General features: G+C 45.8%; 20 protein-coding genes. 6 read left to right on the top strand and 14 right to left on the bottom strand.

Going from position 1 to position 25,531, the window contains the following annotated elements:
• Positions 1-224 precede the first annotated feature (224 nt).
• From ABD894_RS07315 to ABD894_RS07290, 6 genes are all read right to left on the bottom strand, one after another.
• Positions 225-1,658: an arabinose isomerase gene (locus tag ABD894_RS07315; RefSeq protein ID WP_345210349.1), complete on the bottom strand. Its 1,434-nt coding sequence runs from the start codon at positions 1,656-1,658 to the stop codon at positions 225-227.
• Positions 1,659-1,665: 7 nt separating this feature from the next.
• On the bottom strand, positions 1,666-4,656 hold the full coding sequence (locus ABD894_RS07310; RefSeq protein ID WP_345210348.1) for a glycosyl hydrolase: 2,991 nt from the start codon (positions 4,654-4,656) through the stop codon (positions 1,666-1,668).
• A 32-nt stretch (positions 4,657-4,688) separates the two neighbouring features.
• Positions 4,689-4,982: an L-rhamnose mutarotase gene (rhaM, locus tag ABD894_RS07305; RefSeq protein WP_345210347.1), complete on the bottom strand. Its 294-nt coding sequence runs from the start codon at positions 4,980-4,982 to the stop codon at positions 4,689-4,691.
• 26 nt (positions 4,983-5,008) lie between these two features.
• Positions 5,009-6,469, bottom strand: a complete 1,461-nt coding sequence (locus ABD894_RS07300; protein WP_345210346.1) for a GH39 family glycosyl hydrolase — start codon at positions 6,467-6,469, stop codon at positions 5,009-5,011.
• 85 nt (positions 6,470-6,554) lie between these two features.
• On the bottom strand, positions 6,555-8,066 hold the full coding sequence (locus ABD894_RS07295) for a RagB/SusD family nutrient uptake outer membrane protein (RefSeq protein WP_345210345.1): 1,512 nt from the start codon (positions 8,064-8,066) through the stop codon (positions 6,555-6,557).
• Positions 8,067-8,083: 17 nt separating this feature from the next.
• Positions 8,084-11,206, bottom strand: a complete 3,123-nt coding sequence (locus ABD894_RS07290) for a SusC/RagA family TonB-linked outer membrane protein (RefSeq protein ID WP_345210344.1) — start codon at positions 11,204-11,206, stop codon at positions 8,084-8,086.
• A gap of 474 nt (positions 11,207-11,680) precedes the next feature.
• Here ABD894_RS07290 and ABD894_RS07285 point away from each other — a divergent pair, with 474 nt between their 5' ends.
• The 4 genes from ABD894_RS07285 to ABD894_RS07270 all read left to right on the top strand — a co-directional run bounded on the left by ABD894_RS07285 (position 11,681) and on the right by ABD894_RS07270 (position 16,001).
• Entirely contained in the window at positions 11,681-12,565 is an 885-nt protein-coding gene (locus ABD894_RS07285; RefSeq protein WP_345210343.1) for an AraC family transcriptional regulator, read from the top strand.
• 25 nt (positions 12,566-12,590) lie between these two features.
• Positions 12,591-14,108 carry a family 43 glycosylhydrolase gene (locus ABD894_RS07280; RefSeq protein ID WP_345210342.1) on the top strand — a complete coding sequence of 506 codons (1,518 nt, stop codon included), beginning with the start codon at positions 12,591-12,593 and terminating at the stop codon, positions 14,106-14,108.
• Between the two features lie 66 nt (positions 14,109-14,174).
• A complete protein-coding gene (locus ABD894_RS07275) occupies positions 14,175-15,083 on the top strand; it encodes a helix-turn-helix domain-containing protein (RefSeq protein WP_345210341.1) in 909 nt (302 codons plus the stop codon).
• 90 nt (positions 15,084-15,173) lie between these two features.
• Positions 15,174-16,001, top strand: a complete 828-nt coding sequence (locus tag ABD894_RS07270) for an SDR family oxidoreductase (protein ID WP_345210340.1) — start codon at positions 15,174-15,176, stop codon at positions 15,999-16,001.
• Positions 16,002-16,077: 76 nt separating this feature from the next.
• Here ABD894_RS07270 and ABD894_RS07265 read toward each other — a convergent pair whose 3' ends face one another.
• The 4 genes from ABD894_RS07265 to ABD894_RS07250 form a co-directional block, all read right to left on the bottom strand.
• Positions 16,078-17,319 carry a hypothetical protein gene (locus ABD894_RS07265; RefSeq protein WP_345210339.1) on the bottom strand — a complete coding sequence of 414 codons (1,242 nt, stop codon included), beginning with the start codon at positions 17,317-17,319 and terminating at the stop codon, positions 16,078-16,080.
• Entirely contained in the window at positions 17,316-17,702 is a 387-nt protein-coding gene (locus ABD894_RS07260; protein WP_345210338.1) for a hypothetical protein, read from the bottom strand. Before ABD894_RS07260 ends, ABD894_RS07265 begins: the two co-directional genes overlap by 4 nt.
• A 273-nt stretch (positions 17,703-17,975) precedes the next feature.
• Positions 17,976-18,635 carry a DUF1349 domain-containing protein gene (locus ABD894_RS07255; RefSeq protein ID WP_345210337.1) on the bottom strand — a complete coding sequence of 220 codons (660 nt, stop codon included), beginning with the start codon at positions 18,633-18,635 and terminating at the stop codon, positions 17,976-17,978.
• Between the two features lie 47 nt (positions 18,636-18,682).
• Positions 18,683-19,462: an IclR family transcriptional regulator gene (locus ABD894_RS07250; protein ID WP_345210336.1), complete on the bottom strand. Its 780-nt coding sequence runs from the start codon at positions 19,460-19,462 to the stop codon at positions 18,683-18,685.
• A gap of 217 nt (positions 19,463-19,679) precedes the next feature.
• Between ABD894_RS07250 and ABD894_RS07245 the strand changes: the two genes are divergently transcribed.
• A complete protein-coding gene (locus tag ABD894_RS07245; protein ID WP_345210335.1) occupies positions 19,680-20,621 on the top strand; it encodes a hypothetical protein in 942 nt (313 codons plus the stop codon).
• Between the two features lie 10 nt (positions 20,622-20,631).
• Here ABD894_RS07245 and cysM read toward each other — a convergent pair whose 3' ends face one another.
• From cysM to ABD894_RS07225, 4 genes are all read right to left on the bottom strand, one after another.
• Positions 20,632-21,504, bottom strand: a complete 873-nt coding sequence (gene cysM, locus ABD894_RS07240; protein WP_345210334.1) for a cysteine synthase CysM — start codon at positions 21,502-21,504, stop codon at positions 20,632-20,634.
• A gap of 12 nt (positions 21,505-21,516) precedes the next feature.
• Positions 21,517-22,374 carry a serine O-acetyltransferase gene (locus ABD894_RS07235; RefSeq protein ID WP_345210333.1) on the bottom strand — a complete coding sequence of 286 codons (858 nt, stop codon included), beginning with the start codon at positions 22,372-22,374 and terminating at the stop codon, positions 21,517-21,519.
• Positions 22,375-22,532: 158 nt separating this feature from the next.
• Positions 22,533-23,639 carry an AAA family ATPase gene (locus ABD894_RS07230; protein ID WP_345210332.1) on the bottom strand — a complete coding sequence of 369 codons (1,107 nt, stop codon included), beginning with the start codon at positions 23,637-23,639 and terminating at the stop codon, positions 22,533-22,535.
• Positions 23,623-24,333 (bottom strand): RNA ligase family protein, encoded by a 711-nt coding sequence (locus ABD894_RS07225; RefSeq protein WP_345210331.1) that lies wholly within the window; start codon positions 24,331-24,333, stop codon positions 23,623-23,625. The genes ABD894_RS07230 and ABD894_RS07225 overlap by 17 nt, the downstream gene beginning before the upstream one ends.
• Before the next feature lie 356 nt (positions 24,334-24,689).
• Here ABD894_RS07225 and rpiA point away from each other — a divergent pair, with 356 nt between their 5' ends.
• Entirely contained in the window at positions 24,690-25,382 is a 693-nt protein-coding gene (gene rpiA, locus ABD894_RS07220; RefSeq protein WP_345210330.1) for a ribose 5-phosphate isomerase A, read from the top strand.
• The last annotated feature ends 149 nt before the right edge of the window (positions 25,383-25,531 follow it).

Genomic DNA, 25,531 nt, shown 5'->3' with positions numbered 1-25,531 from the left:
TGCAACGAGCGCTTAAAATGGGAACGCATTTGCAATGCGAATGCAGAGGGCGATGCAATCGCCCACCCATATTAAGCACTGATCACAGATCAGCGCAAGTAACAGCAGGGTGTGATATTCAACAATTGCAAAGCGCAGGCCTTGTGCGATTCCTTCCCACGGGAAGGAGGAGGAAGGGGTTTAATCGCTATTACAGATATCCCCTACCTAAAAAATATTTCCCCTCAGCAAACCTGCACCGTACTCACCTTCAATATATCTCCCAGTTTTTTGATCTTCGAGGCGATATGGCCTTTGCCTATGGCGCAATGGTGCGCGGGCCCCTGGCGGTTCCAGGCTTCTACAAAGTTGCGGGCACCCAACGGGAAACGGTACCTGCTGTTGGTATTGCCTATCTCCAGTATTTCACCGGGAACGGACTCGCCTTCGGCTACCAGTAATTTGAGTGTACCATCACCTGTTTCCACTACCGAAAGCAATGTGACCGGCCCATAACTTACCGACATTTCTACCGACAGACCATTACCCACTTTACCGTGGTAAACCTGCAATGGCCTCACCTTAATTTTACCCTCGGCTATTTTGGGGTGACAAGGGCCATCGTGCCCCATCAATACTACATCGTCGTTAAAATCCATGGCGTAATACTCGGTAAACGAGCCGCCCGCGCCAAAGCTGTCCATAATTTTCATGGCCTGGGCGTTCTTAATTTCATACTCGCCCGCTACGGGGATGTTCTTACCTGTGAGTAATGAGTTACCAAGGATCACCGACGTAACCGTGTTTTCGTTAGCTGCATTACCGGTACCTTTATGGTAATACGCCAGCGAACCCAGCTGATGTTTAGCCACCAGTTTATCAAGCGCTACGGCGGTATGCGCGGCACGGTCGAGTTCGTAAGGTGAGCAATCAGCCTGTACATCAAATTCCTGCTGTATTTCGAGTATTTTGGCAGCGGTTTCTTCGGTAGTTACCGATTCGCGCAGGTGCGATAATTCATCTACCTCAATAATTTCAATATGCCCGCCAAAGGTGGCGCATTGCAGGGTGAGGTCGGTATAAATATCCATCATGCCGCCGTAATAGTTGCCCATTATGCCCAGCCTGTTGTAATACATTACGCGGGCTACCCTGGCGGCATCCACCCATTCCTCCACCTCTTTCCACACATGCGGATCGTTTTTCAGCATCCCCGTTACCTGGTAGAAAGGTATTTTACTGCGGTTAAACACGTTGGCAATTTCGGGTACCGAACACGATGAACAATGGGCCAGCCACTCGCCCGTCATGGCGGTTCTGTCGTTCAGTTTGTTGAAGCTCGCATAATCGATACTGGCTTCCGGCGAAAGATTGAGCACAATAACCGGCACATTGGCTTTGCGCACCACCGGCAAAACCGTGGCCGACAAAGCGTAAGTAGATACATACAGAAACAGGATATCAACATCGGCACATTTAAAGGTGTGCCCCGCCTCAAAAGCCTTTTCGGGCGTATCAATTAAACCAAGGTTAACAATTTCGGCATCAAAGGCTTCCATACTTTTGGCCACTACATTAACATATCCTGTTAATCGTTCTTCTAAACCTGTAAACTGCTCCCAATATGCCCGCAGCCCTATCCCGAATAAGCCAACTTTCACCTTAGTTTGTGTATGCATTTTTATATTATTTGTTATTTATATATTGGATAAGTTTTACCGGCCCTGTTAACCCCGATAGCAACAAAGGTGAATTGGCATTATATTGATTGGTTGATGTAAAAGTGTACCTGCCGCTGGTGCGTGATTTACCGTTCAGCAGCCAATCGGGCCATTTATCGTTAACAATGCCGTCGTAAGGTTTCTTTTCGTCGCCTATCAAGCGGTTTGGCCACAGGTTGATCACTTCTATTTTCAGCTCGTTATTCTTTTCGCGTACGGCGGAAGCTATATCTACATGCCATGGCGCTGTCCACACAATGCCGAGGTCTTTACCGTTCAGCGTTACCCTTGCCATGTTCTTCACATCACCAAGATCAAGGTATAAAGGCCCCTGAACCGCCGCTGACAGATCGAATTTCTTCTGATATACGGCCGTGCCCGAGTAATATTTGATGCCTTCGTCAGCATTTTTACTCCAATCGGTAAGGGTTTCAAATACGGTATGTGCAGGGCCGCCCCATTTGGTATCAAAGCTTACATCCCAGGGGCCGCTTAAGGTTTGCAATGTTTGGGCAGATACAGAGGCGTTTGTGCCTGATGGTTTCGCGGTATTTTCTTTGGCGAATACCACAAACACGCTTTCGTAAGCATCCAACTGGATACTCACCGAACTGATGCCTTTATCTGCTGTAAATTCACTTACGCTTTTAACTTTCCCGGTGATGGCATCCCAAAATTCGGGGGCACCTTTTACACTGCGAAACTGCGCCACGGTGTTCACGGGTTTATTGGTTTTGTTGGATACGAAGTAAATATCCCAACCGTCGCCGGTGCGGTGCGTGTAACGCAGATCGCCGTTGGCTGTAAAATCTTCCGCGATGCCTTTGTCTTTCAGTATACCCGCGGTGAGATCGTAGGCCGGGTATAAATGATCGGGCTTCGCGCTGAAGCCTTCGCCCCAAATAACTGTTCCTAAACCGTACTTGTACTGAACGGTATTGGCTGGCACTTTGGCTGCTCCCCATATCAGTTTGCCCAATTGCGTAACCCGGTTATCACAATCAGGGTAACCTACCAAACTCGGCGATCGTAAAGGCGGGTTGCCTACAATGGTAGCGCCCTGCTTAACCAAGCTGCCGATTTTTGCCAGCAGTTCCGGTGTCATGGCTTCATAAATGGGTAGTACCAGCAAACGGTAGCTGCCGCCACCCGGAAACTCAATGCGGTTGTTTTTCACCGTAGCTTTCATCAATTGGCCGGGCGAACAACCATCAAAATTGTAGCCCCGCCTATCGCCGATGGTATCGCCCACTATGGCCGATGATGGCGGTACAAAAACATGCGGCGAACCCTCGGGTGTAAGATAAAGCACATCGGCCACGGTGCGGCCCTGCTGCAAAACATACTGGCAACGGGTTACGTAGCTGTGGTACGCGCTCACCATTGGCCACCAGGTTTGGCTGCGGTCCCAATGTACACCGTATGGCCCCATGGTAGCGCCGGGTTTTAATGAATCGGGCAGAAACTGGTTTTGAAAAGTGTGGTACACAAAGCGGTTAATACCTGCCGCAAACGCCCAATCGCCCTGGTTTTTCATTGATGCTGGGTGCTGTTTCCAGCCTTCGTTATCCTGCGCGGTAAAAGCCTCGGCCGGAACCAGCGAACTACCTATCACGTGTGCCACCGACGTAGCCTCAATTACACTATAGGTGGAGTTAAAGCCGAAACCCTTGCTCCAAAATTCGGCCATCGGCACATCGGCCACGCCGCCCAATTCCAAATCGGCAGTCGGGTTCATATCATAAGGCTCGATTGACAGCGACATGTTATGTTTTTTGGCATAAGCCTTAACATGCCGGGCATGGTTCTCCAAAACCAGCTCCTGCGAGGTTTGTCTTAAATCCCACAAAAAGCGCTCACTTTCGGCAAGGCTGCCTACTATGTTGCCCTCATAAACGGGGTAATACTTTAGCGGATCGTAACCGCGTCGTTTCATAAACTCTTTACGGAAAGTACCCGTCCAGTTTTGCGCGCCCATTTCCCAGCTATCCATGTGCAGGCGCTTTAAACCACCGGGGGTAGCTTTTTCAATTTTGCCTATCTTTTTTAGCAGGTTACCTACGTAAGCATTTAAATGCGCGTTCAACGCGGTGGTATCAAACTTATCGCTCTCAAAACCCAAACCCGGCACGGGCGCAGGGCGGGTAATGGCACCATTGTTACGACTTACAAAGCGCATCACTTTCCACTTGCCTGCGGGTGGTGCCCAGCTAAGGGTTCCGTCGGGCTGCATTTTTGTGGTAAGGTCGAGTATCTTGTTTTTGGCGATGGCTTTATCGTCGTTAGCTATTGAAGGCGGCGCCAAGTATGACCTCACCACACCCGAACTATAGGGCGCACGGTAAAACAAGGCTTTTTCCTCAAAATCGGCAATGGGTTTAGCCTGCTCCGTAAGCGGGAAGGCCAAAACGGCTACATCCTCATAGTATTCAAGCCATTCCTTTTTAAACTCGGGTGTAAGCCCTCCTTCGCCGAAAAAGGGTTTCTTTGGCGGAGGTACGGGTAGTACTATCTTCTTTTTATCGCCCGCGGTAACAACTACCTCGCTGGCTACCAAGTGCTGCATAGATTGTTTGCCTTTAACCCACGGACCGCCGCTACCTGTCCATCCGGGGCCAATGCCTAATGTAATTTCGATACCTAAACGGCGTGCCTCTTTTTCGGCATGTACAAAAAGTTCGCTCCACTGGGGGCTTAAAAACTCAACCGGGCCGCTTGGTACGCCCACGTTAACTTCTAAAAAGATGAGGTTGCCGATACCCGCCTTTTTCATCGACTCCAGATCTTTAGTAATGGTTTCGGCCGACATGTTGCCATCCATAAAATACCAGTAAACGCCGGGTTTGTACTTATCGGGCGGCGATAAAAAACCGGTTTTAATAGCCTTTAACTGAGCATTTGCTGTTACTGAAATACAAAAAAGGAAACTGAAAAGAATGATAAGTTTTTTAAACATTATGCTCGTTTATATTGGGTTGACTGATTTGACTAATCTAAATGGAACACCTGCTCTAAATTTACAATAACCGGCGAATTATCTGCATTTACATCCATAATATCTGCCATGTAATTCCACCATGTGTGCAATATCGCTTCGTGGGCAGTATTGTAAGCGGATATAGTTTTCTCCACCTCTTGTACAGCAAATAAAATATCGGTTTCGGCATCATAAAATATGCTGTAGTTACTTACCCCACGTGCTTTAAGCAGGGCTTTTACCTCGGGCCATAAAGCCTGGTGTCTTTTGGCATATTCCTCTTTGGCGCCGGGTTTCAATTTCATTTTAAAGGCGATCATCGTCATACCGCTTACTTGCCAACTGTAATTAATTTAACCGCGAATGGCTTAAGCACCACTTCATCATTACCGATCACCGATGCGGTGGCTTCATTATCGCCCGAATCACCGTCTATCGTACTTACTTTAGCGCCCTTAAATTCGGCAGGGAGTTTTAGGGTGATGGTTTTATTGCGTTTGTTAAGCAGCAGCACCTTCTTTTCGCCACCGGCCAAATAGGCCTGCGCCAGCATATCGGCTCCGCCATCGCCGTCAACACCTGTTTTTATCATGGTGCTGCCCGGTTTAATGTTATCTTTTATTAGTTTTAAAACCCAGTAGCGGGCATTGGGTTTATTGTTTTCATGGTTGATCATGCTGACATCCGGAAACTGCGTAGGGAAACCCACCAGTTGCGATTCGCCGATCACATCAATACCAGCCTTTGACAGCTCGATGAAGAAATAAGCGTACACCCCGGCAGACAAATTCCAGAAAGCAGGATCGATAGGTTTGTTACGCATCTCTTCGCTCACAAAAGTCCCCAGCTCGTTAATATCCGTACGGGTATTTGGCGCTAAGCGTTTGCGGATGTTCTCGATGTAGCCAACCGAGTTTACAAAGCTTTCGGCCTTGTCAAATACACTGTATTCATAGGCATCAAACTTTTGGTTAGGATTGGCCGCCGCATAGCAATGGTACGAGATCATATCTATCGGGATGCCCGGTTTATGGTTGGCCGGGTTAAGGAAGTACTCAAACCATTCGGGCTTTTCAAAAGCTACCGCCATGCCCACAAACCTGGTTGCAGGCATTATGGGCTTAAGGGCGGTAACGATGGCATCATATATTTTAGTATAGGTTTGGGGCGACATGCTATGTTCCAGATCGGGCTCGTTGAGTACCTCCCAGTAATCAAATTTATAGTGATAGCCCGATTTATGGTATTTGCCCAGCTCATCGGTAAAGCCGCCTTTGGTGTACCAGCTAATGAGGCGTACATAATAATCGGTCAGTTCTTTTAAGGTTGGGTCGCGCAGTTCGGTACCGCCGCCGTAGCCCCAGCTTACCTGATTTGGGTCGGCAGGATAGGTTACCGGGTTATCGGTTTTAAACATCCATTGCGGTATGGTACTAAAGTTCATCATTACCGAATGCCCTTTGGTATTCTCCAAAAAATCAATGGTCATGGGGTCTATCAAACTAAAATCCCACGAGGTTTTGGTTGCTGTTGGCGGCTCCAGTTCGGCCACGGCCAGTTTAGGGTAAGGAAACCAGGGCACATAGCGCACATAGTCGGCATTTAAACTACGCAAAGCGGCAAAGGCGCCATCGTGCATGGCTGCTTTTGGCCGCAGCATAGGGTTACCCACCACCTGTAAAGTAGCCGTTGATTTGGTGACAGTACCGCTGGCGTTCCAGTCAACCCGGAGCGATTGCGCCGCACATGCAAGGCCTGCAATTAAAAAAGCTGATGTAAAAAGTAATTTCATAGGTAGATGTTGTAGCTATTAAAAGGTAGGAAGCGCCGACCCCCATCGGCAACTCCCTTCCTTGAACCAAACAATTCAATTTATGTTAATAACCCGGGTTTTGCGTTAAGTTCTTATCCAGAAACAGTTGCCTGTCGGGGATAGGATACAGTGCTTCGTACCCATCAAATTTATAATCGTTGCCGATAAATGGCACCCCGCCCCTGTCAACCGTTGGCGAAGCTTTTTCGGCCTGGCCATGGGCGTTTAACAAGGTAACCATTTGCGCGTTGGTATAAGCGCGTTTCAGGTCGAACCAGCGGTCGTTCTCAAAGGCCAGCTCAACCCGGCGCTCATGCCTGATAGCGGTACGGAAAGCTTCCTGGCTTAAGCCCGAGATTTCACCTAAGCCTGCCCTTTTCCTTACCTGATTAATGTAGGTATACGCGTTGCCCGGCCCGTTTTGTTCGTTTATCGCTTCGGCCAGCATCAACAGCACATCCGAATACCTTAGCACTGGCCAGTTATCATCGGTACGGCCTTCAATGGTATGCGGGTGGTTGTATTTGTTTACAAAAGGGATAGGCACAAAAGTACCGGCGGCATTGGTATAACCTTCTTTTAAAGCTACACTTTTTCGTTCGTCACCGGCCTCAAATTCGCCGATGAGGTTTTTGGTGGGGATGTTCCAGCCTTGCGGGTTACTGGTTGAGAAACCGGTTACCGCGCCTGCCGAGTTTCGCGGAGCAAAGATGTAAATAAAACTGCTCCACTCGCCCAGCGCGTTACCTCCCTGATATTGCACCTCAAATAAAGATTCGCTGTTGTTTTTGTTGTTGATATCAAACACGTTGGCATACACAGGCACCAGCGAATAGCCTAAACCTAATACCTGCCTTAAGGTGGCCTCGGCCTTTGGATAATCTTTTAGGGTAAGGTAAACTTTACCAAGCAAGCCTAATGCCGAACCCTTTGATGCCCTGCCTATATCGTCGCCGGCGTATTCACTTTTCGCCGGCAAATTGGCAGATGCCCCGGTTAGGTCTTTAACTATTTGCGCATATACATCAGCCTCGCTGCTACGGGTTGTCTTGAACGCGTCAGACGAGGTCGCCAGCGGTTCGGTAATTAATACTACCGGGCCAAAGTAACGCACCAAATTAAAATAGTAGTAAGCACGTATAAATTGCAGTTCGCCTTTGTACTGCGCCTTTTTTTGATCGCTCATACCGGCAACGCCATCAATACGCGATAGCGCGAAGTTGACATTGTACAGCGCGTTGTACGATTGATTGTACAGATCGGCAATGTTTACATTGGTTGCTGTTAAATTCCAAAATTCAAAAGCCTCCACACGGTCGTTTTGGCCCCTGTCTGACGGATTGAGCTGTATAGTGGTATTGTCCGACGACATTTCGGCAAATATGTACTGACTGTTCACATGATCTTGCAGGGAACTATAAGCACCACTTACCGCCTGTTTTATCTGTTCTTCAGTTTTATAAAACTGATCGGCATTCTTTTTAGTAGGATCAGACAGATCTAAAAATGATTTTTTACATGATGATGCCGTAGCCAGAAAGCCCATCAGGATTACTAATTTATGTAGATTTTTCATCGTGTCAGGTTTTTAAATTAAAAATTGATTCTGGTTCCTATAGATACCGTTCTTGGCACCGGGTACGATTCGCCATCACGTCCGGGACTGATCACATCGTTACCGTTATTGGTACGGGCAGCGTTGATCTCGGGGTTATTGCCCGGATATTTGGTGAACAAAAACGCGTTATCCACACTCACGAAAACCTTGGCATCAAAGAAGTTTTTAATCCGCGGAATGGTGTACCCCAGCGTGATATTTTTGATCCACATGTAGTTGCCGCTATTTACATACTTTGAGTTTGCCTCTCTTGTAAACTGGTAGGTGTTTGAGCCCGGCCACTTGCCCGAACCCGGGTTTTGCTCGGAACGCCAGCGGTTCTGCACATCTGTTAACACGTTGAAAACGCCATCAATATTGGCCAGGTTCATTTCAACTGCACGGTAGATCTGACTGCCATACGAGCCGTTAAGCAACATGCTTAAATCGAAACCTTTGTAGCCCACATTCCAGTTCCAACCCCAGGTAAACTTAGGGTTAGGGTTGCCTATCACCACCATATCCTGCGTATCATAGCTGATCACACCATCTCCATTGCCATCAAAATACTGGTAAGTACCGGGTATGTGGTTAGGGTTATGCGGCGAGCCGTCAATTTGCGCCTGATTTTGGTAAATGCCCAGCACTTTAAAGCCGTAAAACATACCAATTGGCTGCCCAACTTCGCTAATGTTATAGCCATCGTAAAAAGCACCTGTTAGCAGCGAGTTTCTGTCGCCGTCAATCTCAAGCACTTTGTTGCGGTTAAACGAGATATTGAAACCTGTATTGAAGCTTACTTTACCATATTTATCGCGATAGTTGATACCCAGCTCTAATCCTTTATTTTGCAGTTTACCTATATTGGTAATTATGTTGCCAAAACCGGCTACAGCTGGTATCTCTACATTGAGCAGCATATTGGTTGTCAGTTTCTTGTAATACTCGGCAGTTACATTTATTTTGCCTTGTAATACACTCAAATCCAAACCGATGTCTGTTTGTTTTGACTGCTCCCAACCCAAATTAATATTGGGAAATGAACTGATTGTAGCACCCGGTAAAACTTTGCCCGGCACAACTTTACCATCAACAACGGTGGAGCCTAAAACGTAGTTACTTAAATTGATATTTGATTGTGAAGTGTAGTTACCAATATTATTATTACCGGTAATACCATAACTGGCCCTCAATTTAAGATCATCCAGCCAGGAAAATTTAGGGAAGAAATTTTCCTGCGAGATACGCCAGCCTACTGACGTCGACGGGAAACTACCCCAACGGTTACTACTGCCGAAACGGGAGCTGGCCTCGCGGTTAAACGCCGCGGTGAACAGGTATTTACCTTTATAAGAATAGTTTACACGCGACAGAAAACTCTCGATAGTAAATGCAGACATACCCGAACTGCCATCGCGCAGGTTAGCTGCCGATACATATTCAACCAGGTCATCAGGGTATTGGCTGCCGGTGGCATTGCCTGTGTTAAGTGTGTTTTTTTGGAAGATGTGCCCTACGGTAACTTCCAGTTTATGATCTTTAAGTTCGGGTGTGTAGGTTACGAGGTTATCCATCCCGTAGTTTAACCCGTTGTAGAAGTATTCGCCTCCCCTGGTTTGGCGCGGCGGCGGACTGTTAAAGCCTGCAATGGTTGACGGCGTAAAATCGTGGTTACGCATATCATCAATCATCCCGTTAATGTTGGTTCTGATAGAGATGCCCTTTATTGGCTTAACATCGATATAGGCATTGGCCGTCAGGTTGCTTTTATATTGTTTATGTAATTCTTCTTTAAGGCGCTGTACCGGGTTAGGGAAACCGAAGATATTATCGTGCCCTCCAATGTAGCTATTGTAACTGCCGTCTTCGTTGTATACCGGTTCACGCGGGTCCATCAGCAAAGCCTGGTCAACTATGTTGCTGCCGAAGCCGCCCGCAATGGCATCACTGTTTTTTGCCCATGAATAAGCGCCCGAAAGGTGTAAACCGAGATTGATGTATTTGCTCGGTCGGCCATCTAAATTGGCACGTGCAGTAACCCTGTTAAAGCCGGTATTGATAAGCGCGCCGCTCTGGCTAAGATAACCCAGCGAGATGTACGAACTTGATTTTTCGCCGCCATTGGTTAACGATACATTATAATCGCTGAACGGGGCATTTTGGTTTAAGATCTCTTTGTACCAGTCGGTTGATGTTTTGGTTTGATCCGGGAACCTGAAATCCTCCGGGATCTCGCTTTCTAAAGGCTCGCGCTTTTGAAAATACCTAATCTTGTCAGAAAACACATCCTTTTGAAACTGCGCGAACTGCTGTCCGTTGAGTACATGCACACGGCGCGAATCGGGCACATTGGCAAAACCGTTGTTGGTTGTTACACTCAATTTGCTACCCTCTTTTTTACCGCTCTTGGTAGTGATCAGCACTACCCCGTTAGCGCCCCTTGATCCGTAAACCGAAGTTGAGGCGGCATCCTTTAAAATGGTAATACTCTCAATATCATTTGAGTTTAAGGAGTTACCCACATTGGTACCTACCGGGAAACCATCTACCACGTAAAGCGGATCGCTGTTTGCGCCCAATGAGCTGTTACCACGTATTTCAACCTGTAGCTCCTGCCCGGGCTGCCCGCTGGTTTGCTTGGCTACCACACCCGGTGCCTGTCCCTGTAATAATCGCCCCACGTTTGAAGCCGGTATCCCCTGCGATTTCGACAGATCTACCTGGGATACCGCGCCCGTTATATCCGCCTTGCGCTGCGAACCGTATGCCAGTACCACCACTTCTTTGAGGCCTTGCATTGAGGTGCTCATTTTAATATTGATCTTAGTATCGGCACCTACAGTTACACGGCGTTCGTTGTAGCCAATGTAACGTACCGAAAGTACAGCGCCTTTGGCGGCGCTGATAGAAAAGTGCCCGTTAACGTCTGTTTGGGTTCCGCCGGTAGTGCCCACCACTGTTACCGTTGCCCCTATAATGGGTTGCGCGTCCACCGAATCAGTTACTGTTCCGGAAATTGCTGATGTTGTTTGCGCTATTGAAGGCGCACAAAACCATAGTAGTATCACTAAAGTTGCAAGCATTCGGCCCGCACTATCAAGTAAAGCTTTACTGTTCATAAATTATTGGTTTTTTGAAAATTGGTTATCGTTTTTAGGTACTGAAATATTGAAGCACTGGTAATTTCACCATAGGCGTTACTATTTTTTTATTTACAAATTGGGTTGCCCAAAAGGCAGTAGCTGTTTAATTGGCTAATTGGTACTGCCAAAAGTATTTGAATGGCAGGCCGCTAAAAATGGAGGATTTGACAAAACAGCTGTAGATTTTGATTCGACACCAAATAGCTTATTTTCAATACATTATACCAGATGCAACTATATAATAAGGAACAGATCTAACCCCATAAAAAAATTAACAATTTGATATTTCGGCTGCATTTTTTGACATTATTAACCATGCCTCAGAAATGATTATTAGCTTTAACATTTGTTGGTAACCGCTGTTACCTTAGCTATAAACCTGGAAATAGTTTTTAAAAAAAATCTGTAGGCTTAACCTTAATTGGTTAGCTTAACTGATATTGATTGTTTATGATTAATTTTTTCAAATACCTTCCGGTTAGTAAAGAGGATGAGGATTGGGGGCTTACCGTTTTAAACGCGGGCTGCACGCACATTGAAGCTACCAACGATTACCCGTTTAAGAACCACCCTGCTCACCACAACTTTAACTGGAGCAGCTGGCGGATACTACAGGAGTACCAGATCATTTACATCACTAACGGACAAGGCGTATTTGAATCGGAAAATTTTAAGCAAACCACCATCAAGGCCGGAACGCTGATCGTGCTTTTCCCTAACGAACGGCACCGCTACAAACCCGATAACCATACCGGCTGGGATGAGTACTGGGTAGGTATAAAAGGCGATATTATTGATAACCTGCTCCGGTCGGGTTATGTTAAGCCCGAAAGCCCTTGCCTGTACATAGGCTTTAACGAAAGTGTTTTTAACCTTTATAACTGCATTATTGAAAACACCAAGCTGGAAAAACCGGGTTACCAGCCACTCATATCCGGCGCGGTACTGCATTTAATAGGCACCTGCCACGCGCTAACCAAGCAAAGTGCGGCGGGCAATAAAGAGGAAGAGCATATCATCAATAAATCGAGGCTGTTATTCAGGGCCAATATCAGCAACGCCTACTCGCCGGAACAGGCCGCGCACGAATTGAATGTAGGGTACTCATGGTTCCGCAAGCTGTTTAAGAACTATACAGGCCTTTCGCCGGGGCAGTATTACCTGCAATTGAAAATTGATAAGGCGAAGGACTTGCTAAGCAACAGCAACGTACCCATTAAGGAAATATCGATAGAACTGAACTTTGAATCGAGCTTTTATTTTTCGAAGATATTTAAAGAGAAAACAGGTTTAAAACCAACCGAATACAGAAAATTAAGTCATGATCTACTATAAAACACCTGCCACCTATTGTTACCGTATGAAATTACTATTTACCTTTTTATGCACCCTGATATGCCTTGCACCCGCTGTAGCGCAAATAAAAAACTTTGATGCAAAGGGTCGCCAGGCTATACGCTTTAGTACTGCCGGCGATGCTGTAGACGCGCACGATGGCGAGATAGCGCATTTTAACGGCACCTATTATTTATACGGCACCAGTTACGATTGCGGCTTTCAGTGGGGAAACAAGGGCGCGCCGTTTTGCGGTTTCAAGGTGTATTCGTCAACCGACCTTTCTACCTGGACAGACCGCGGGTATCTGTTCGATGCTAAAACATCTGTATGGCAATCCCGCTGCGATGGAAAAACTTATGGCTGTTTTCGTCCGCATGTGATATATAACCAAAAAACCAAGCTGTATGTACTGTGGATAAACGTGTATGATAATGTAGTTGGTTACCGGGTATTTACCGCAAAAACACCCATCGGGCCTTTCACCGAAGTAGCCGAACCGCATTTGGCCGTGAACAGCGACATGCCTGCCGCCGGGTTAAACAACGGCGACCATGACACTTTTATTGATGACGATGGCACCGCTTACCTTGCCTATACCGACTGGCGCAAAAAGGGTTCTATCGTGATAGAAAAACTGACTGCCGATTATCTTTCGGGTACCGGTGAGCACGTAGCTTCAGTAAGCGGCGAACAAACCGAAGCACCCGGGCTGTTTAAACGCAGGGGCATTTATTATGTAGTTTACAGCGATCCTAACTGCGGCTATTGCTCGGGTACAGGTACTTCGTACCGTACGGCGAAATCGCCTTTAGGGCCATGGTCTGATGCGGTGAAGATCAGTGATAATTCGTGCGGGGGACAGCCTTCTTTTGTATCGACCATAAAAATAAACGCCGAAACCGTTTACCTGTACGGCAGCGACCTGTGGAACAATGCCGCCAAGAACGAAGCACTGGCCAACTATTACTGGGCACCGTTAACATTTACTGCCGATGGCGCTATTAATCCGCTTGAATGTTTGGAAACTTATAAGCTGCCTAAAAAGGTAAAATCACCCGTACCCGCCAACCTGGATAATTCCACCGGGAGCGATGATTTTAGCAAGCAATGCGATATTGCCGCATCGCTGCAAAGGGCGCAATCGTTCACCGCCACCAAATCGGGACTGTTGAGCAAATTGAGTTTTACAGCTTTCAAAAACAATAACCCGGATAAAGAACTCGTAGTGTCTGTCTACGCCACAAACGGCAATTCGCAACCGACCGGCGAGGCTTTGTACAGCGAAACCATAGCAGATCAGTCTATCGGCTGGTCGGCTAAGAACATTTACGTAAAGCCAAATTTGAAGGTAAAGAAAGGCACAAAGTATGTGATTATATTAAAATCAGCCGCTACAACGGGTTGCTACGGCGTTACCCTAAGCGACCTGACCAACTTTACCGGCGGCAGCGCGTTAACAAGCAGCGATAATGGTAAAACCTTTAAGGCAGATGAGCATGGAGTGTTGAAATTTGAAACATTTGTGAAGAGCGGAAAGTAGCGGAGGCTTACAGTAATATTACCATAACCGTAAGGGCTTTTAATTTAATGATAGCTACTTTTGTTTATGGTTCAACAACAAATACTTGACGATTATTCGCCTTCGTTTCCGATAACGCAGCAAACCTGGCGGCAAAGCGGCGGGCATTTTGTTGCCTTGCGGCTTGATGACTTTACCCACGAAAATATAGCGGCTACAACAGTTTACAGCCGTAAAGATTTTTATAAGATTTCGCTGATAACAGGCCATGCCAGCTATTATTATCTGGATAAAGAGTATTTGATTGAACCGGGAGCATGCGCGTTGATCTTCACCAATTGTGAGGTACCCTACCGCTGGGAAGTGCACACCGGTACATGCGGCGGCTACAGTTGCATGTTTACTGACGATTTTTTGCCCCTGCATACCTATCATCGCCCTGCTGATTGGTCGGTGTTTAATGCTAATGGCCAATCTGTATTTCGCCTCGACCTGAAAGAACGAGAGCTATTTACCGCCATGTTTCAAAAAATGCTTGCAGAACAAGCATCAGATTACCCGCATAAATACGATCTGTTGTTTTTATATGTGCTGGAGTGCATTCATGGCGCACTAAAACTTGAACCGCAGGCAGAAACGCACGCGCAAACAGCCGCCGACCGCCTTACGGAAGCGTTTAAAACCTTACTAGCAGATCAATTCCCGTTGGTTACACCATTGCAGCAATTACACTTGCGCACACCACAGGCATTTGCCGATAAGCTGGCCGTGCATACCAATCACTTAAACCGTGCGCTAAAAACCGTAACAGGCAAAACCACCACGCAGTTATTAACCGAACGTATAATGCAGGAAGCCCGCGCGCTATTACTGCACTCCAATTGGTCGGTTAGCCAAATAAGTTATAGTTTGGGGTTTGATGAACCTACGCATTTTACGCAAGCATTTCGTAAACATACGGGGCAAATACCAACAGCTTTACGGCAGATGGTTTGATTTACGTCAGCAATGGTTTGATTAGGGCTAAACGGGAGATATGCCAGCCAATACTTTTGTGAAGTCATTTAAATAATAAAAATAATCTTCATGAAAACATGGTTCATAACCGGTACGTCGTCTGGCATAGGGCGTGTACTTACCGAAAAATTATTAGAACAAGGCCACCGCGTGGCAGCTACCGTACGCAAGGCAGATGCGCTGAACGATCTTAAAACCCAATATGCCGACCAGCTTTGGATAGCCACATTGGATGTTACCGATACTGCCGCTGTAAAAAGCGTAGTAAACAAAGCCTTTGCAGAGTTGGGCCACATTGATATCATTGTTAACAATGCCGGGTACGCGCTTTTCTGCGCTGCCGAAGAGGCCGGCGACGAGCAGATACGCCATCAGATAGACACCAATATTATTGGCTCCATACAGGTGATCCGCGCGGCATTACCCCACTTGCGTAAACAAGGTGGTGGCCGCATTTTACAGATCTCATCGGCCGGAGGCCAAACTACCTATCCTAACTTCAGCTACTACCACACCACCAAATGGGCGGTTGAAGGTTTTTGCGATACCCTGGCACAAGAGGTTGCTCCGTTTAACATTGGTGTTACCATTGTAGAGCCCGGTGCACATAAAACATCTTTCGCTACCGCGATGGTAGAAGCACCGTTTATTGAAGCCTACGAGAACACACCCGCCCACGATGTACGCCGGGCTATTGCCAACGGCGATTTCCCGATAAATGGCGATGTAAACAAATCTGTGGAGGCAATTATAAACAGTGTAGAAGTAAGCCCAGTGCCAAGGCGATTAGCGCTTGGCCGTGATGCTTATACTGATATGCGGGCCTCATTAGTAGCGCGCCTTGAAGCTTTAGACGCGCAAAAAGAACTTGCCTTATCCTGCGAAATCAGCGATTAATCATTACAACACAAAAGAGCCGCCTCTGTTGCAGAAGGCGGCTCTTTTGTGTTATAAAATGTATATCGGGCTAACTTCAGTTTGAAATTTTACGTGCCGAACCGAACGAACTTATAAAATTGAGAGCGGCTACCAGGTTGCCGCCTTTGGTGGTTGTTCCGTCGAAGTTTCTGCCGAAGGCAAAGGTGATCTTCTTGTTCGTGCCGATATCGTACTCGGTATTAAATACTAACCGCCACGAAGGATCTATGGTACTTTTTGAGATCACACTGCGGTAAATGGCCTCAGTACTTAATACAAACCTACCCGCCAAACCATTGTATAACAGCCTTAAACCCGCATCGTAAGTAGAGATATTTTTAGTGGCCAGCACATTGTTATCATCGGCAAATACCTTATCGGGCTGAAACAAGAAACGGTTTATACCCATAATAGAAAGGCCGTTATTGCCACCCTCGTATCCGCCGGTTAACCATGCGCCGGCTTTGCTAACGGTGCTGTTGCTAAAGCGGTCGTAGGGAAAATCAAGCACCATGCCTGCCGAAAAATCAAGGAACGCGCCGGTGCGTTCTATCTTAAAGTCGCTGGCAATTTTCTTTACTGTATTGAACGCTTCACGATCTGCCAGAAGGGTATTACCGGCCTCGTTAATACTCTCTACTAAAGCAGCACGTTTTAAGTTTAACCGCTCCAGTTCGCTTTTACGCTTTTCAGCATCCATAGGCGTTGTAAACAGGGCCTTTATCGAATCTTTGGTGAGTTGCAGCTCTTTAGCATCGGGGTTTTCTCCTTTAATTTTCAGGTAATCTTTTAACAGTACCTTTTGCTGCGCTATCAGATCGTTGTAAGTTTGGCTTGTTTTAGCCGAAAACTTAGGCCTCACAATTGCAAACCTGATTCCTATCCCCATTTTTGATTGGCGCAGGCTATCTACATCTTCCATCCCCTCGGGGCCAACATGCGTGTAACCGATGGAGAGTACCAGGCTCTGTAAAAACACATCGCCAAACTTTGTTGAATTGAACTTATCTAAACTGATAAGGCTCTTTTTTACGATGTAAACAGGCGCAATTTCAACCGCGTAACTATTGGGTAAAGTGGTAAAGTTTTTGGTTGAGTTTTGTAAGGAGAGGGCAAAAGCGTTAACATCTGTAGGCCGCTCAACATCACTCGGACTTAAACCCAGCATATTGAACGCAGGCGAAGCCGGCGACTTCAACACATCTAAATTAATGGTGGTATCAATAGGCGTGCCCTGTGCCAATAATTGATTTGACCATGCGGCTATGATAACAAGCAGGATAAATATCTTTTTCATAACAGCTGTTGGTGAAAGAAAATGTCAATATCATAAGCTACCGAATCGCCCTCGCCTTGTACTGCCCGCTCCATTTTTGCTTTAAAAGGTTGGTTACCTCCCTTTATCGCAAAATCAAGACTTGTTACATCGCTATCCTTGCTTACATCTGTAATAATAGTAGTAACCGTGAGGAACTTGTTTTCTACCTCCTTATTGGTACCTATCACAAACCCAACAAGTGAGCCTATTATCTCATCTGCCAGCACAACGCTATCCAGCTTTATTATTGAAATACCGGATTGCCCCATTGCCCCTATTATGAGGTCAATGATCACCTCGCCGTTTCCCCCGTTTACGATATACTCGTCCGTAAGCGAAGTTCGAGACTTTAAATCAGCCATTACACTTTCTTTTAAAATTGTTCATTAATAAACTTTACGAGCAGAACTTTTCGGGGTAATTCTTCTTAAAAAAAGATCGTTTACAGGCAGGGTTATACAGCCACTGTATTTGCTGCACAAAATAGTAATTTCTTTACACTTGCAAGAAAAAATATTTCTTCAATAAGAAACACTATCAACTAACTATCAAAGCATTACAACTCCATATAAATAACAAAAGGGGAATACTCATTATAGCATTCCCCCTTGTTATATATGAGTTACTGAAGCTGCTTACTCCGCGTGTTTTTTAAGCCACTCTAAACGGCGTTGATCTGCCAGGTGTTTTACTTTGAAGTTTTCAAATTTGGCCTCGAAACCTTTTCCATCCGGCGAAGCTGCCATCAGGCCCACTTGTACCGGGTGATTATCCTGCAAGTTGGCGTTGCGGGTCATGATGTAGGTTACGTCGTCGAACGAGTAAAATATCTCTACGGCATCCAATCGTCTCACTACTTTTATCCAAATGAAAGGCGGTACTTTGTCCAGTGTGGTTACGCTCCAGTCGCTGGTGTGGTGGGTTACTACGGTGCTTACGTTAAACTTGCCGTCAACAAATTCCACACCTGTTTTTATGTAGTTCTCATGGTCAACACGAATCATCAGGCCCATTTGGTCGAAACGGGCTTTGTAGCCGCCGGTTAGTTTTACTTTGGCCTCAAATTCGCCACCGTAGGTGGTATAATAAAACGGCGCGTCGTCAACGGTAAAGCCATAGTGCGATATGCGCCAGTAATCGCTTTGCGGCGTTACAGTCATGGTTAATGTATTATTTTTGATATCCCATTTTTCGGGTTCGTTAAACCACTGCATCTTATCTAAACTTTGTGCCGATGCCGTTTGCACAGCGCCTAATGCAAGCATACCTACTAATAGATTTCTTGTTCTTTTCATTTTTGTTGATTGATTTATTATTGTTTACGATTTATGTTTCGGGTTGATCATTTTTGTTTTTTGTAGCCGATGTTGTACGATATAGCCATAGCGCAGTTAACTATTTGCCGGGCTATGTGTGGTATATTCTCTTCGGGCAGCCTGCCTGCCGGACCGGAGGTCCATACACAGGCGATCACGTTATTGGTTTCATCAAATATGGGCGCGGCAACGCAGTGTACTCCCATTACGGTTTCGTTGATGTCGGCCGCGTAACCGTCGTGGACTATCTTCGCCAGCTCCTTGCGCAGCACATCTTTGTCGGTAATGGTATATTCGTTGATCTCGTCCAGCTCAATGTTATCTATCTTATCCTTTTGTTCCTTTGGTGGCAAAAAGGCCAGCAATACCTTACCGGGCGCGGTAGAATGCAGGCTGAAACGCATGCCCTGTTTCAGCAGGAAAACAAAATCAATAGTGCCCTGGTACTGGTGCAGCAGTATGGCTTCCTTATCTAACAGGGTACCAATCATTATCGACTCGCCAATTTCATCGCGCAGCCGGATCATGTGTTCTTTTGAGCGCTCAATAATATCATAGCCGCTCACCGCCGAAAGCCCCAGCATCAGCAACTTGCGCGACAGGTAGTACTTCAGGCTATCCAGCTCCTTACCAAGGTAATTTAAGCCGTACAGCGTACTGGCTATTTTATATACCGATGATTTTGGATATTTCAGCAGACTCACCATTTCCTGCAGCGTTAAGCCGGTAGGGTGAGCCGCCAGTAACTCCAGCACCTCCATCGATTTCGCAATCATCGACCCGTTATTTGCCTCTTTATTATCCATTTTGATTACAAATGTGAACGCTTTATTTTTTCGTCTCCAAATAGGAATTTAATCTATATATAGAAACCAAAAATAACTTTTTAAATGATTTTGGCAAGGATTTCAGCTTAAATTCCTGCCGGCAACATCCTTAATTAACAATACAGAAACCGCTTACATCCTCAATTATTTACAGCGAAAACCTTTTATATTAGCGACACCCAAAAGCTATATCACAATGCGGCTACATCACTTTATAAAAAATACATTTACGCTTACAATCAGCTGCCTGTTATTTTCATCTTGCGCTACATTACTGCTTCAGGAACGTTCGGAAACGATCACGGTGCATACAGAGCAGCCGGCTACGATCACCGTAAATAAAACTTCTGTTGAAACCATTAAGAACAAGGCGAAATTTAAAGTTGAAAAAAGCAAAAAGCCATTAAGAATTACCGTAGAAACAGATAGCGCAAAACAGGCGATAAATATTAAAGCCAAAAATGCTTTTACTTATTATATGGATATGGTTTACTTTGGGTCGGGATTGGTGGTAATAAACAATCCGAAGAGGTTTACCTATCCTTCACACATATATATCAAACAGGGAGATACTTCATTACGATATAACACATTTTCGTTTTTACATAAAAAAGGAGATGTATTATTACACGTTTCTACGCCATACATAAACATCTTCAGGATGCACCCTAAAAATGAGGGCATCCAATCAAACGCGGGTTATATGGGCATCTCATTCGGGCTCGATTATTATCACAGTAAAAATCAGTTTATCAATTTAACCACATCAGCAGCATTAGATTTTGAAATGATAGTTCCGGCTGTGGTTCATTACGGGAAGGCGCACGAACACATGGAAACATCATGGCTTAGTCTGAGCAATAATCATAAGATCAAACGCCTTTCGTTGGGTTACGGACTATCATATAACCGAAACACGTGGGTGCTTCATCGGGGCACAGACACAACAGATGTAACTACTACTTATAAAAACAAAACCAATTATGCTATGGGCGTGGTATTTAACGGTTACTGGCAATTTAGCAAAACCTTTAATATTGGTGTTATATATCGCCCGAGTTTTATCGGTTTGCGTAATAGCCCATCTACCTATGAGCACCTCATAAGTTTTGATTTTGCCTGGAAAATACCTTTATAGTATTTACCTCCTATCCGAATAATTCGCTGCTTAAATAACGGTCGCCACGATCGCAGGCTATAAATACGATGGTGCCTTCGGTTAGCTCTTTAGCAAGGCGGATAGCTGCCGAACACGCTCCGCCGGTACTCATCCCGGCAAATACGCCTTCTACTTTGGCCAGTTCGCGAGCCATAAGGGTTGCTTCGGTTTCGGAGATGTCCATTACCCTGTCGACCCTTGCCGGGTCATATATTTTAGGCAGATAAGCCTCCGGCCAGCGACGAATACCCGGGATGGATGAGTTTTCTTCAGGCTGGCAGCCCACTATCTGGATATCGCTGTTTTGTTCTTTCAGATACTTTGAGGTACCCATTATAGTACCGGTAGTGCCCATTGCGCTTACAAAGTGGGTGATGCCGCCCTGCGTATCGTTCCAGATCTCCGGACCGGTTGTTTTGTAGTGCGCCAGGTAATTATCTTCGTTGGCAAACTGGTTGAGCAGGAAATAGCCATCGGTAGCACCTTTCTCTTCGGCATAATCGCGACAAACTTCCATATTTTCCAGCAATGTCACCTTAGCGCCGAAAGCTTCCATAGTAAGTGTACGCTCACGGGTTGAGCTTGACGGCATGATGAGTTCTATCTCCAGATCGAACAAGCGGGCTATCATGGCCAGCGCGATGCCGGTATTGCCACTGGTAGCTTCGATGAGGCGCATGCCCGGTTTTATTTCGCCCCGTTCAATAGCACTGCGGATCATGTTCAGCGATGCCCTGTCCTTAACGCTGCCGCCAGGGTTATTACCTTCCAGCTTGGCATAAATATGCACGTTGGGGTTAGGGTTAAGCTTGGTGATCTCCACCATGGGGGTATTGCCTATCAAGTCGATTATTCCGGCCATACTATTATCGTATTAATGGGTTTCAGTTGTATTTTTTACGGTGATCATGGGTGTATGGTATACCGTAGCAAAGGGATCAACACTTTCGGTAAGCCAAACGTTGCCGCCGATGATGCTATCCTGCCCTATCACGGTGTCGCCACCCAAAATGGTAGCACCGGAATAGATCACCACACGATCTTGCACCGTAGGGTGACGTTTAATACCCGCCATATTTTTACGCACACTAAGCGCGCCAAGCGTTACGCCCTGGTACATTTTTACATAACGGCCAATGGTGCATGTTTCGCCGATAACAATGCCGGTACCATGATCTATATGAAAATATTCGCCTATAACAGCGGCGGGGTGAATATCGATCCCTGTTTTGGAATGCGCGTGCTCGGTAAGGATCCGCGGCACAAAAGGCACATTTAACTCATGAAGTAAATGCGCTATGCGGTAAAAGCAAATAGCATAAAAACCGGGATAAGTACGTATCACTTCAAACTCGCTGCGCGCGGCAGGGTCGCCGTTATAAATAGCTTGTATATCGGTATTGAGTAAACGGTAAAGCTCTTCCAGTCCTTCAAAAAACTGTGTGGCTAAACTGCGGCATGGCTCGTCGGTTTGTTTGTTGCAGGTTAGTATAAACCCGGCAAGCTCGTTTTCTAACGCTGCCATGTGCTGTTTTACATCGTCGACAGAGTTGAACACCTGCCCAGCATGTTCCGGATATAGAAGATGAATGATGCTTTGCGCCCAGGCAGCAATAACCGCGTTAGGCGGAATCACTTTGGTACCGGGTGCCTTTTCAACTAACTGACTGTAAAAATCGTCATTCATTATGTATACCTTTTTATCTATAATATCTACCGTGTTGACAGGCAAAAGTACATATTAGGTTTTGTACCCCGAACAAATTGCCAAACTGTAATATATTTTGATTGGATGATGACTTTGTTTATGTCTGATTCACCTCGTTTTCCCCACCTCATAAATTTTAAAAGCCGGCCCCTTACTTAAAGTACCGGCTTTTTAAACAATATTTAAAGCACCTGGTATTGTACCACGTGTGCTTCGTTAGGTCCGGGCACTTCCAGCTTATCTATGAGTTTCTCTAATGCGTTTAGCGGTATTGCCGCCTCACGGCTGCCGTTTTGCAGTAGCAGTTTCGCATACGGTACTTCAATATAAACAATACGCACACTTACTTTATAAGTAGTAAATAGCTCTATTAATTGCGCGCGCATTTGCCGGGTAGTATTAGTTGCGTTCCAAACAAAGGGCCGCTGTTTCCGCAGAAAAACCCTCGCCTGTTCTTTGGCTTCCTGTATTACCCTCCCGTTGCCGGCTTTATCGGTCGGCGATATTCCATACTGGTTACGGATATCATCCAAACAAATCACCGGCATATCCGGGTAATGCTTGCTGATGAATGTATTTTTACCAGCACCCGGTAAACCGCTCATTAAAATAACTTCGGCCGCCGACTTATCAAAAGGCACATAATCAAGGTACGCATCCTGGTGTTGCAGGTAATACATACGTGCATCATCAGATGAAAATGCACGCGGAACGCCCCAGCAACCCTGTTCCTGGCAAAATGCTTCAAAACAATCAACCTTAAATAACAGGTCATCCATATCATTACAAATACGCCCTTTTACATCGGCACGGGCCAATAGCGCCAGCCATTGTGTATTTACTTCGGCGGCAGCCATTATCAGCGCTTTTGCAGGATCGGGCTTTTCAAAAACCCAAAGCGGCAAACCGTGATAACGTACCAGGCCAACTATCTGTTCGCGTATGGCAAACGGAGCAGGCATGTCACGGTAAAGCAGACGCCGCGAGGTATCTGCTCCTTTGCGTGCATGCCCGTTTGAGGTTATGCGCCCATCAGCTTCCATTACCGTGGTACTGTATTTTTCTACGTCGTGCAGTAAAGCGGCCGCCCAAAGTATTTCCTGCGCTTGCACATCAAGCTGCTGAAAGGCAGGTTCGGCCAGTAAAGCAGCCAGCACCATTTGTGTATGTATGGCCACATCACCTTCGGCATGGTAAATGACATCTTGCGGTACATCATCCATGCGGGCAACCCAATTAAAACGCTGCTGCAAAAAATCCCAGTTTTTATTTTCACTTACTGTCCACATAAACCCTCCCTTCGTTATTCAGCGGGGCACGTTTCCAGTTACGTGTCCAATGCTGATCGGTTTTTACATGTCCTTTGCGTACATACTTGAATACATTATGTGCAAAATCGTCAACATGATAGCCATCGGCATTCCGGCTCACAATACCTTCCATAGTAACCGGCGCCCCAGTAATTGCATCATGCGGTTGCAATAAACCAATGCCCTGTGCCAAAGCCAGCGCGTTCTTTTCAAAAGCAATTTTATCATTGCTGGGCTTTACAATACTCAATTGTGGTACCGTTGGCAAATCGAGCATCGCAGCGTAAAACCTGATTTCTTCCCAGCTTAGCCACCTATCGTTCTCGCGAATACCGAACACGTAAAAATGATGTGCGAGGTTGCGGTATTCAATAGAATGTATAGCGTACAGATTCTCCAGGAAGACCTCCAGATCACCCAGATCGTGCTTTACAAGTTGCCAGTAGCGGCGTAAACTTTCCGTCCATGGGGATGTAGTTGGTTCCGCGTGCGAACGGGCGAACACACCGTGTTTAGACAGACAATTATTTTCACCGTCGAGTTTTTCAGTATGTATTAATGTGGGTATTTTTTGTAAATACTCCCAATAGTCGTGCTGTATACGATCGTCGCTGGTTGTACCGGGCGAAAACGGATAATGATACGTACGACCATATTTTTGCGATATAGCCATGTTATAAAGATTAAAATAAAAGATAATAAGCGTCACAGCCTCCCCGGGGATGGGGAAGTTTCATTTAAAAATGAATTATTGACACGATTACATGGCGCAAATGATTGAGTGTTTTATTGTTATGCCCGCAAATGTAAGCAACCGGAAGTCATAAATGCAAATACATAAAACTGAAATGCCCGTTATGCTTTACACGTAACGGGCATTTTTAGTTTTTAAGCAATTAGTAGCTTACCTTTCCGATTTGGGATAGTCGGCTCATAAGGTAAGGTCTTTCCAAGTCTCGAAGTTTTCTTTTTGCTAACTATTTATTTACATTTTGCGCTGTTTTGTTGACAGATAACTATATTACCACCATGACAGATCATAAACTGGAAGCTGCCAAAGCAGCGTTGAAATTGATAAAGCCGAACCAAACCATAGGTTTAGGGGCAGGGACAACCATTGCTCACCTCGTTAATTTATTAGCTGCGGATAGCGAGTTATCAGGTACGCTTAGTTTTACCTCTTCATCGTTTAAAACTACGGTGTTGCTGGCCGGGCATGGCTTAAATGTTAAATCGCCGGGATTGGTTAACAGTCTCGATATTTATTTTGACGGCTGCGACCAGTTTGATATCCAACTAAACGCCCTGAAATGCGGCGGGGGCATCCACACTACCGAAAAGATACTGGCCTCCATGGCCCGCGAATTTATTATCATCGGCGATAACTCTAAATTTGTTCCGGAATTGGATACCACTTATCCATTGGTGATAGAAGTGATACCGGCTGCCCTGCAAGTGGTAATTAAGCGATTTACCAACGATTTCGCGGATATTAACATCAACCTGCGCACCGGAACCCAAAAGGATGGCGCAGTAATGTCTGACAATGGCAATATGCTGCTCGATGTGCATTTTAAACAATTGCCCGCCCTTAGCCAACTGAACACGCACATTAAGATGCTGCCCGGCGTGGTTGAGCATTCGCTGTTTTACCAAATGGCATCGAAAGCGATAATTGCAGGCGAAGAGGGGATTAATATAGTTGAACCCGTGAGGCGATAATCTACGCCACCAAAATGGTTACTACACTCGATAAAATGAGCATAATGGTCAGCACAACCATTTACGAGAAAAACCTATCCAGTAGCTCAAAAATCCCCTTTTTTAGGATAAATGCCACGATAATAGTGCCTATTGTCAACCATTGGTCA

This window comes from Mucilaginibacter gynuensis (assembly GCF_039541195.1).
GTDB classification, from domain to species: domain Bacteria; phylum Bacteroidota; class Bacteroidia; order Sphingobacteriales; family Sphingobacteriaceae; genus Mucilaginibacter; species Mucilaginibacter gynuensis.
This window is presented reverse-complemented; position numbering and strand designations above follow the sequence as displayed.

Excerpts from the sequence above, each read along its gene's own strand:
- ABD894_RS07315 (WP_345210349.1), bottom strand. The coding sequence starts at position 1,658 with ATGCATACACAAACTAAGGTGAAAGTTGGCTTATTCGGGATAGGGCTG.
- ABD894_RS07310 (WP_345210348.1), bottom strand. The coding sequence starts at position 4,656 with ATGTTTAAAAAACTTATCATTCTTTTCAGTTTCCTTTTTTGTATTTCA.
- rhaM (WP_345210347.1), bottom strand. The coding sequence starts at position 4,982 with ATGAAATTGAAACCCGGCGCCAAAGAGGAATATGCCAAAAGACACCAG.
- ABD894_RS07300 (WP_345210346.1), bottom strand. The coding sequence starts at position 6,469 with ATGAAATTACTTTTTACATCAGCTTTTTTAATTGCAGGCCTTGCATGT.
- ABD894_RS07295 (WP_345210345.1), bottom strand. The coding sequence starts at position 8,066 with ATGAAAAATCTACATAAATTAGTAATCCTGATGGGCTTTCTGGCTACG.
- ABD894_RS07290 (WP_345210344.1), bottom strand. The coding sequence starts at position 11,206 with ATGAACAGTAAAGCTTTACTTGATAGTGCGGGCCGAATGCTTGCAACT.
- ABD894_RS07285 (WP_345210343.1), top strand. The coding sequence starts at position 11,681 with ATGATTAATTTTTTCAAATACCTTCCGGTTAGTAAAGAGGATGAGGAT.
- ABD894_RS07280 (WP_345210342.1), top strand. The coding sequence starts at position 12,591 with ATGAAATTACTATTTACCTTTTTATGCACCCTGATATGCCTTGCACCC.
- ABD894_RS07275 (WP_345210341.1), top strand. The coding sequence starts at position 14,175 with ATGGTTCAACAACAAATACTTGACGATTATTCGCCTTCGTTTCCGATA.
- ABD894_RS07270 (WP_345210340.1), top strand. The coding sequence starts at position 15,174 with ATGAAAACATGGTTCATAACCGGTACGTCGTCTGGCATAGGGCGTGTA.
- ABD894_RS07265 (WP_345210339.1), bottom strand. The coding sequence starts at position 17,319 with ATGAAAAAGATATTTATCCTGCTTGTTATCATAGCCGCATGGTCAAAT.
- ABD894_RS07260 (WP_345210338.1), bottom strand. The coding sequence starts at position 17,702 with ATGGCTGATTTAAAGTCTCGAACTTCGCTTACGGACGAGTATATCGTA.
- ABD894_RS07255 (WP_345210337.1), bottom strand. The coding sequence starts at position 18,635 with ATGAAAAGAACAAGAAATCTATTAGTAGGTATGCTTGCATTAGGCGCT.
- ABD894_RS07250 (WP_345210336.1), bottom strand. The coding sequence starts at position 19,462 with ATGGATAATAAAGAGGCAAATAACGGGTCGATGATTGCGAAATCGATG.
- ABD894_RS07245 (WP_345210335.1), top strand. The coding sequence starts at position 19,680 with ATGCGGCTACATCACTTTATAAAAAATACATTTACGCTTACAATCAGC.
- cysM (WP_345210334.1), bottom strand. The coding sequence starts at position 21,504 with ATGGCCGGAATAATCGACTTGATAGGCAATACCCCCATGGTGGAGATC.
- ABD894_RS07230 (WP_345210332.1), bottom strand. The coding sequence starts at position 23,639 with ATGTGGACAGTAAGTGAAAATAAAAACTGGGATTTTTTGCAGCAGCGT.
- ABD894_RS07225 (WP_345210331.1), bottom strand. The coding sequence starts at position 24,333 with ATGGCTATATCGCAAAAATATGGTCGTACGTATCATTATCCGTTTTCG.
- rpiA (WP_345210330.1), top strand. The coding sequence starts at position 24,690 with ATGACAGATCATAAACTGGAAGCTGCCAAAGCAGCGTTGAAATTGATA.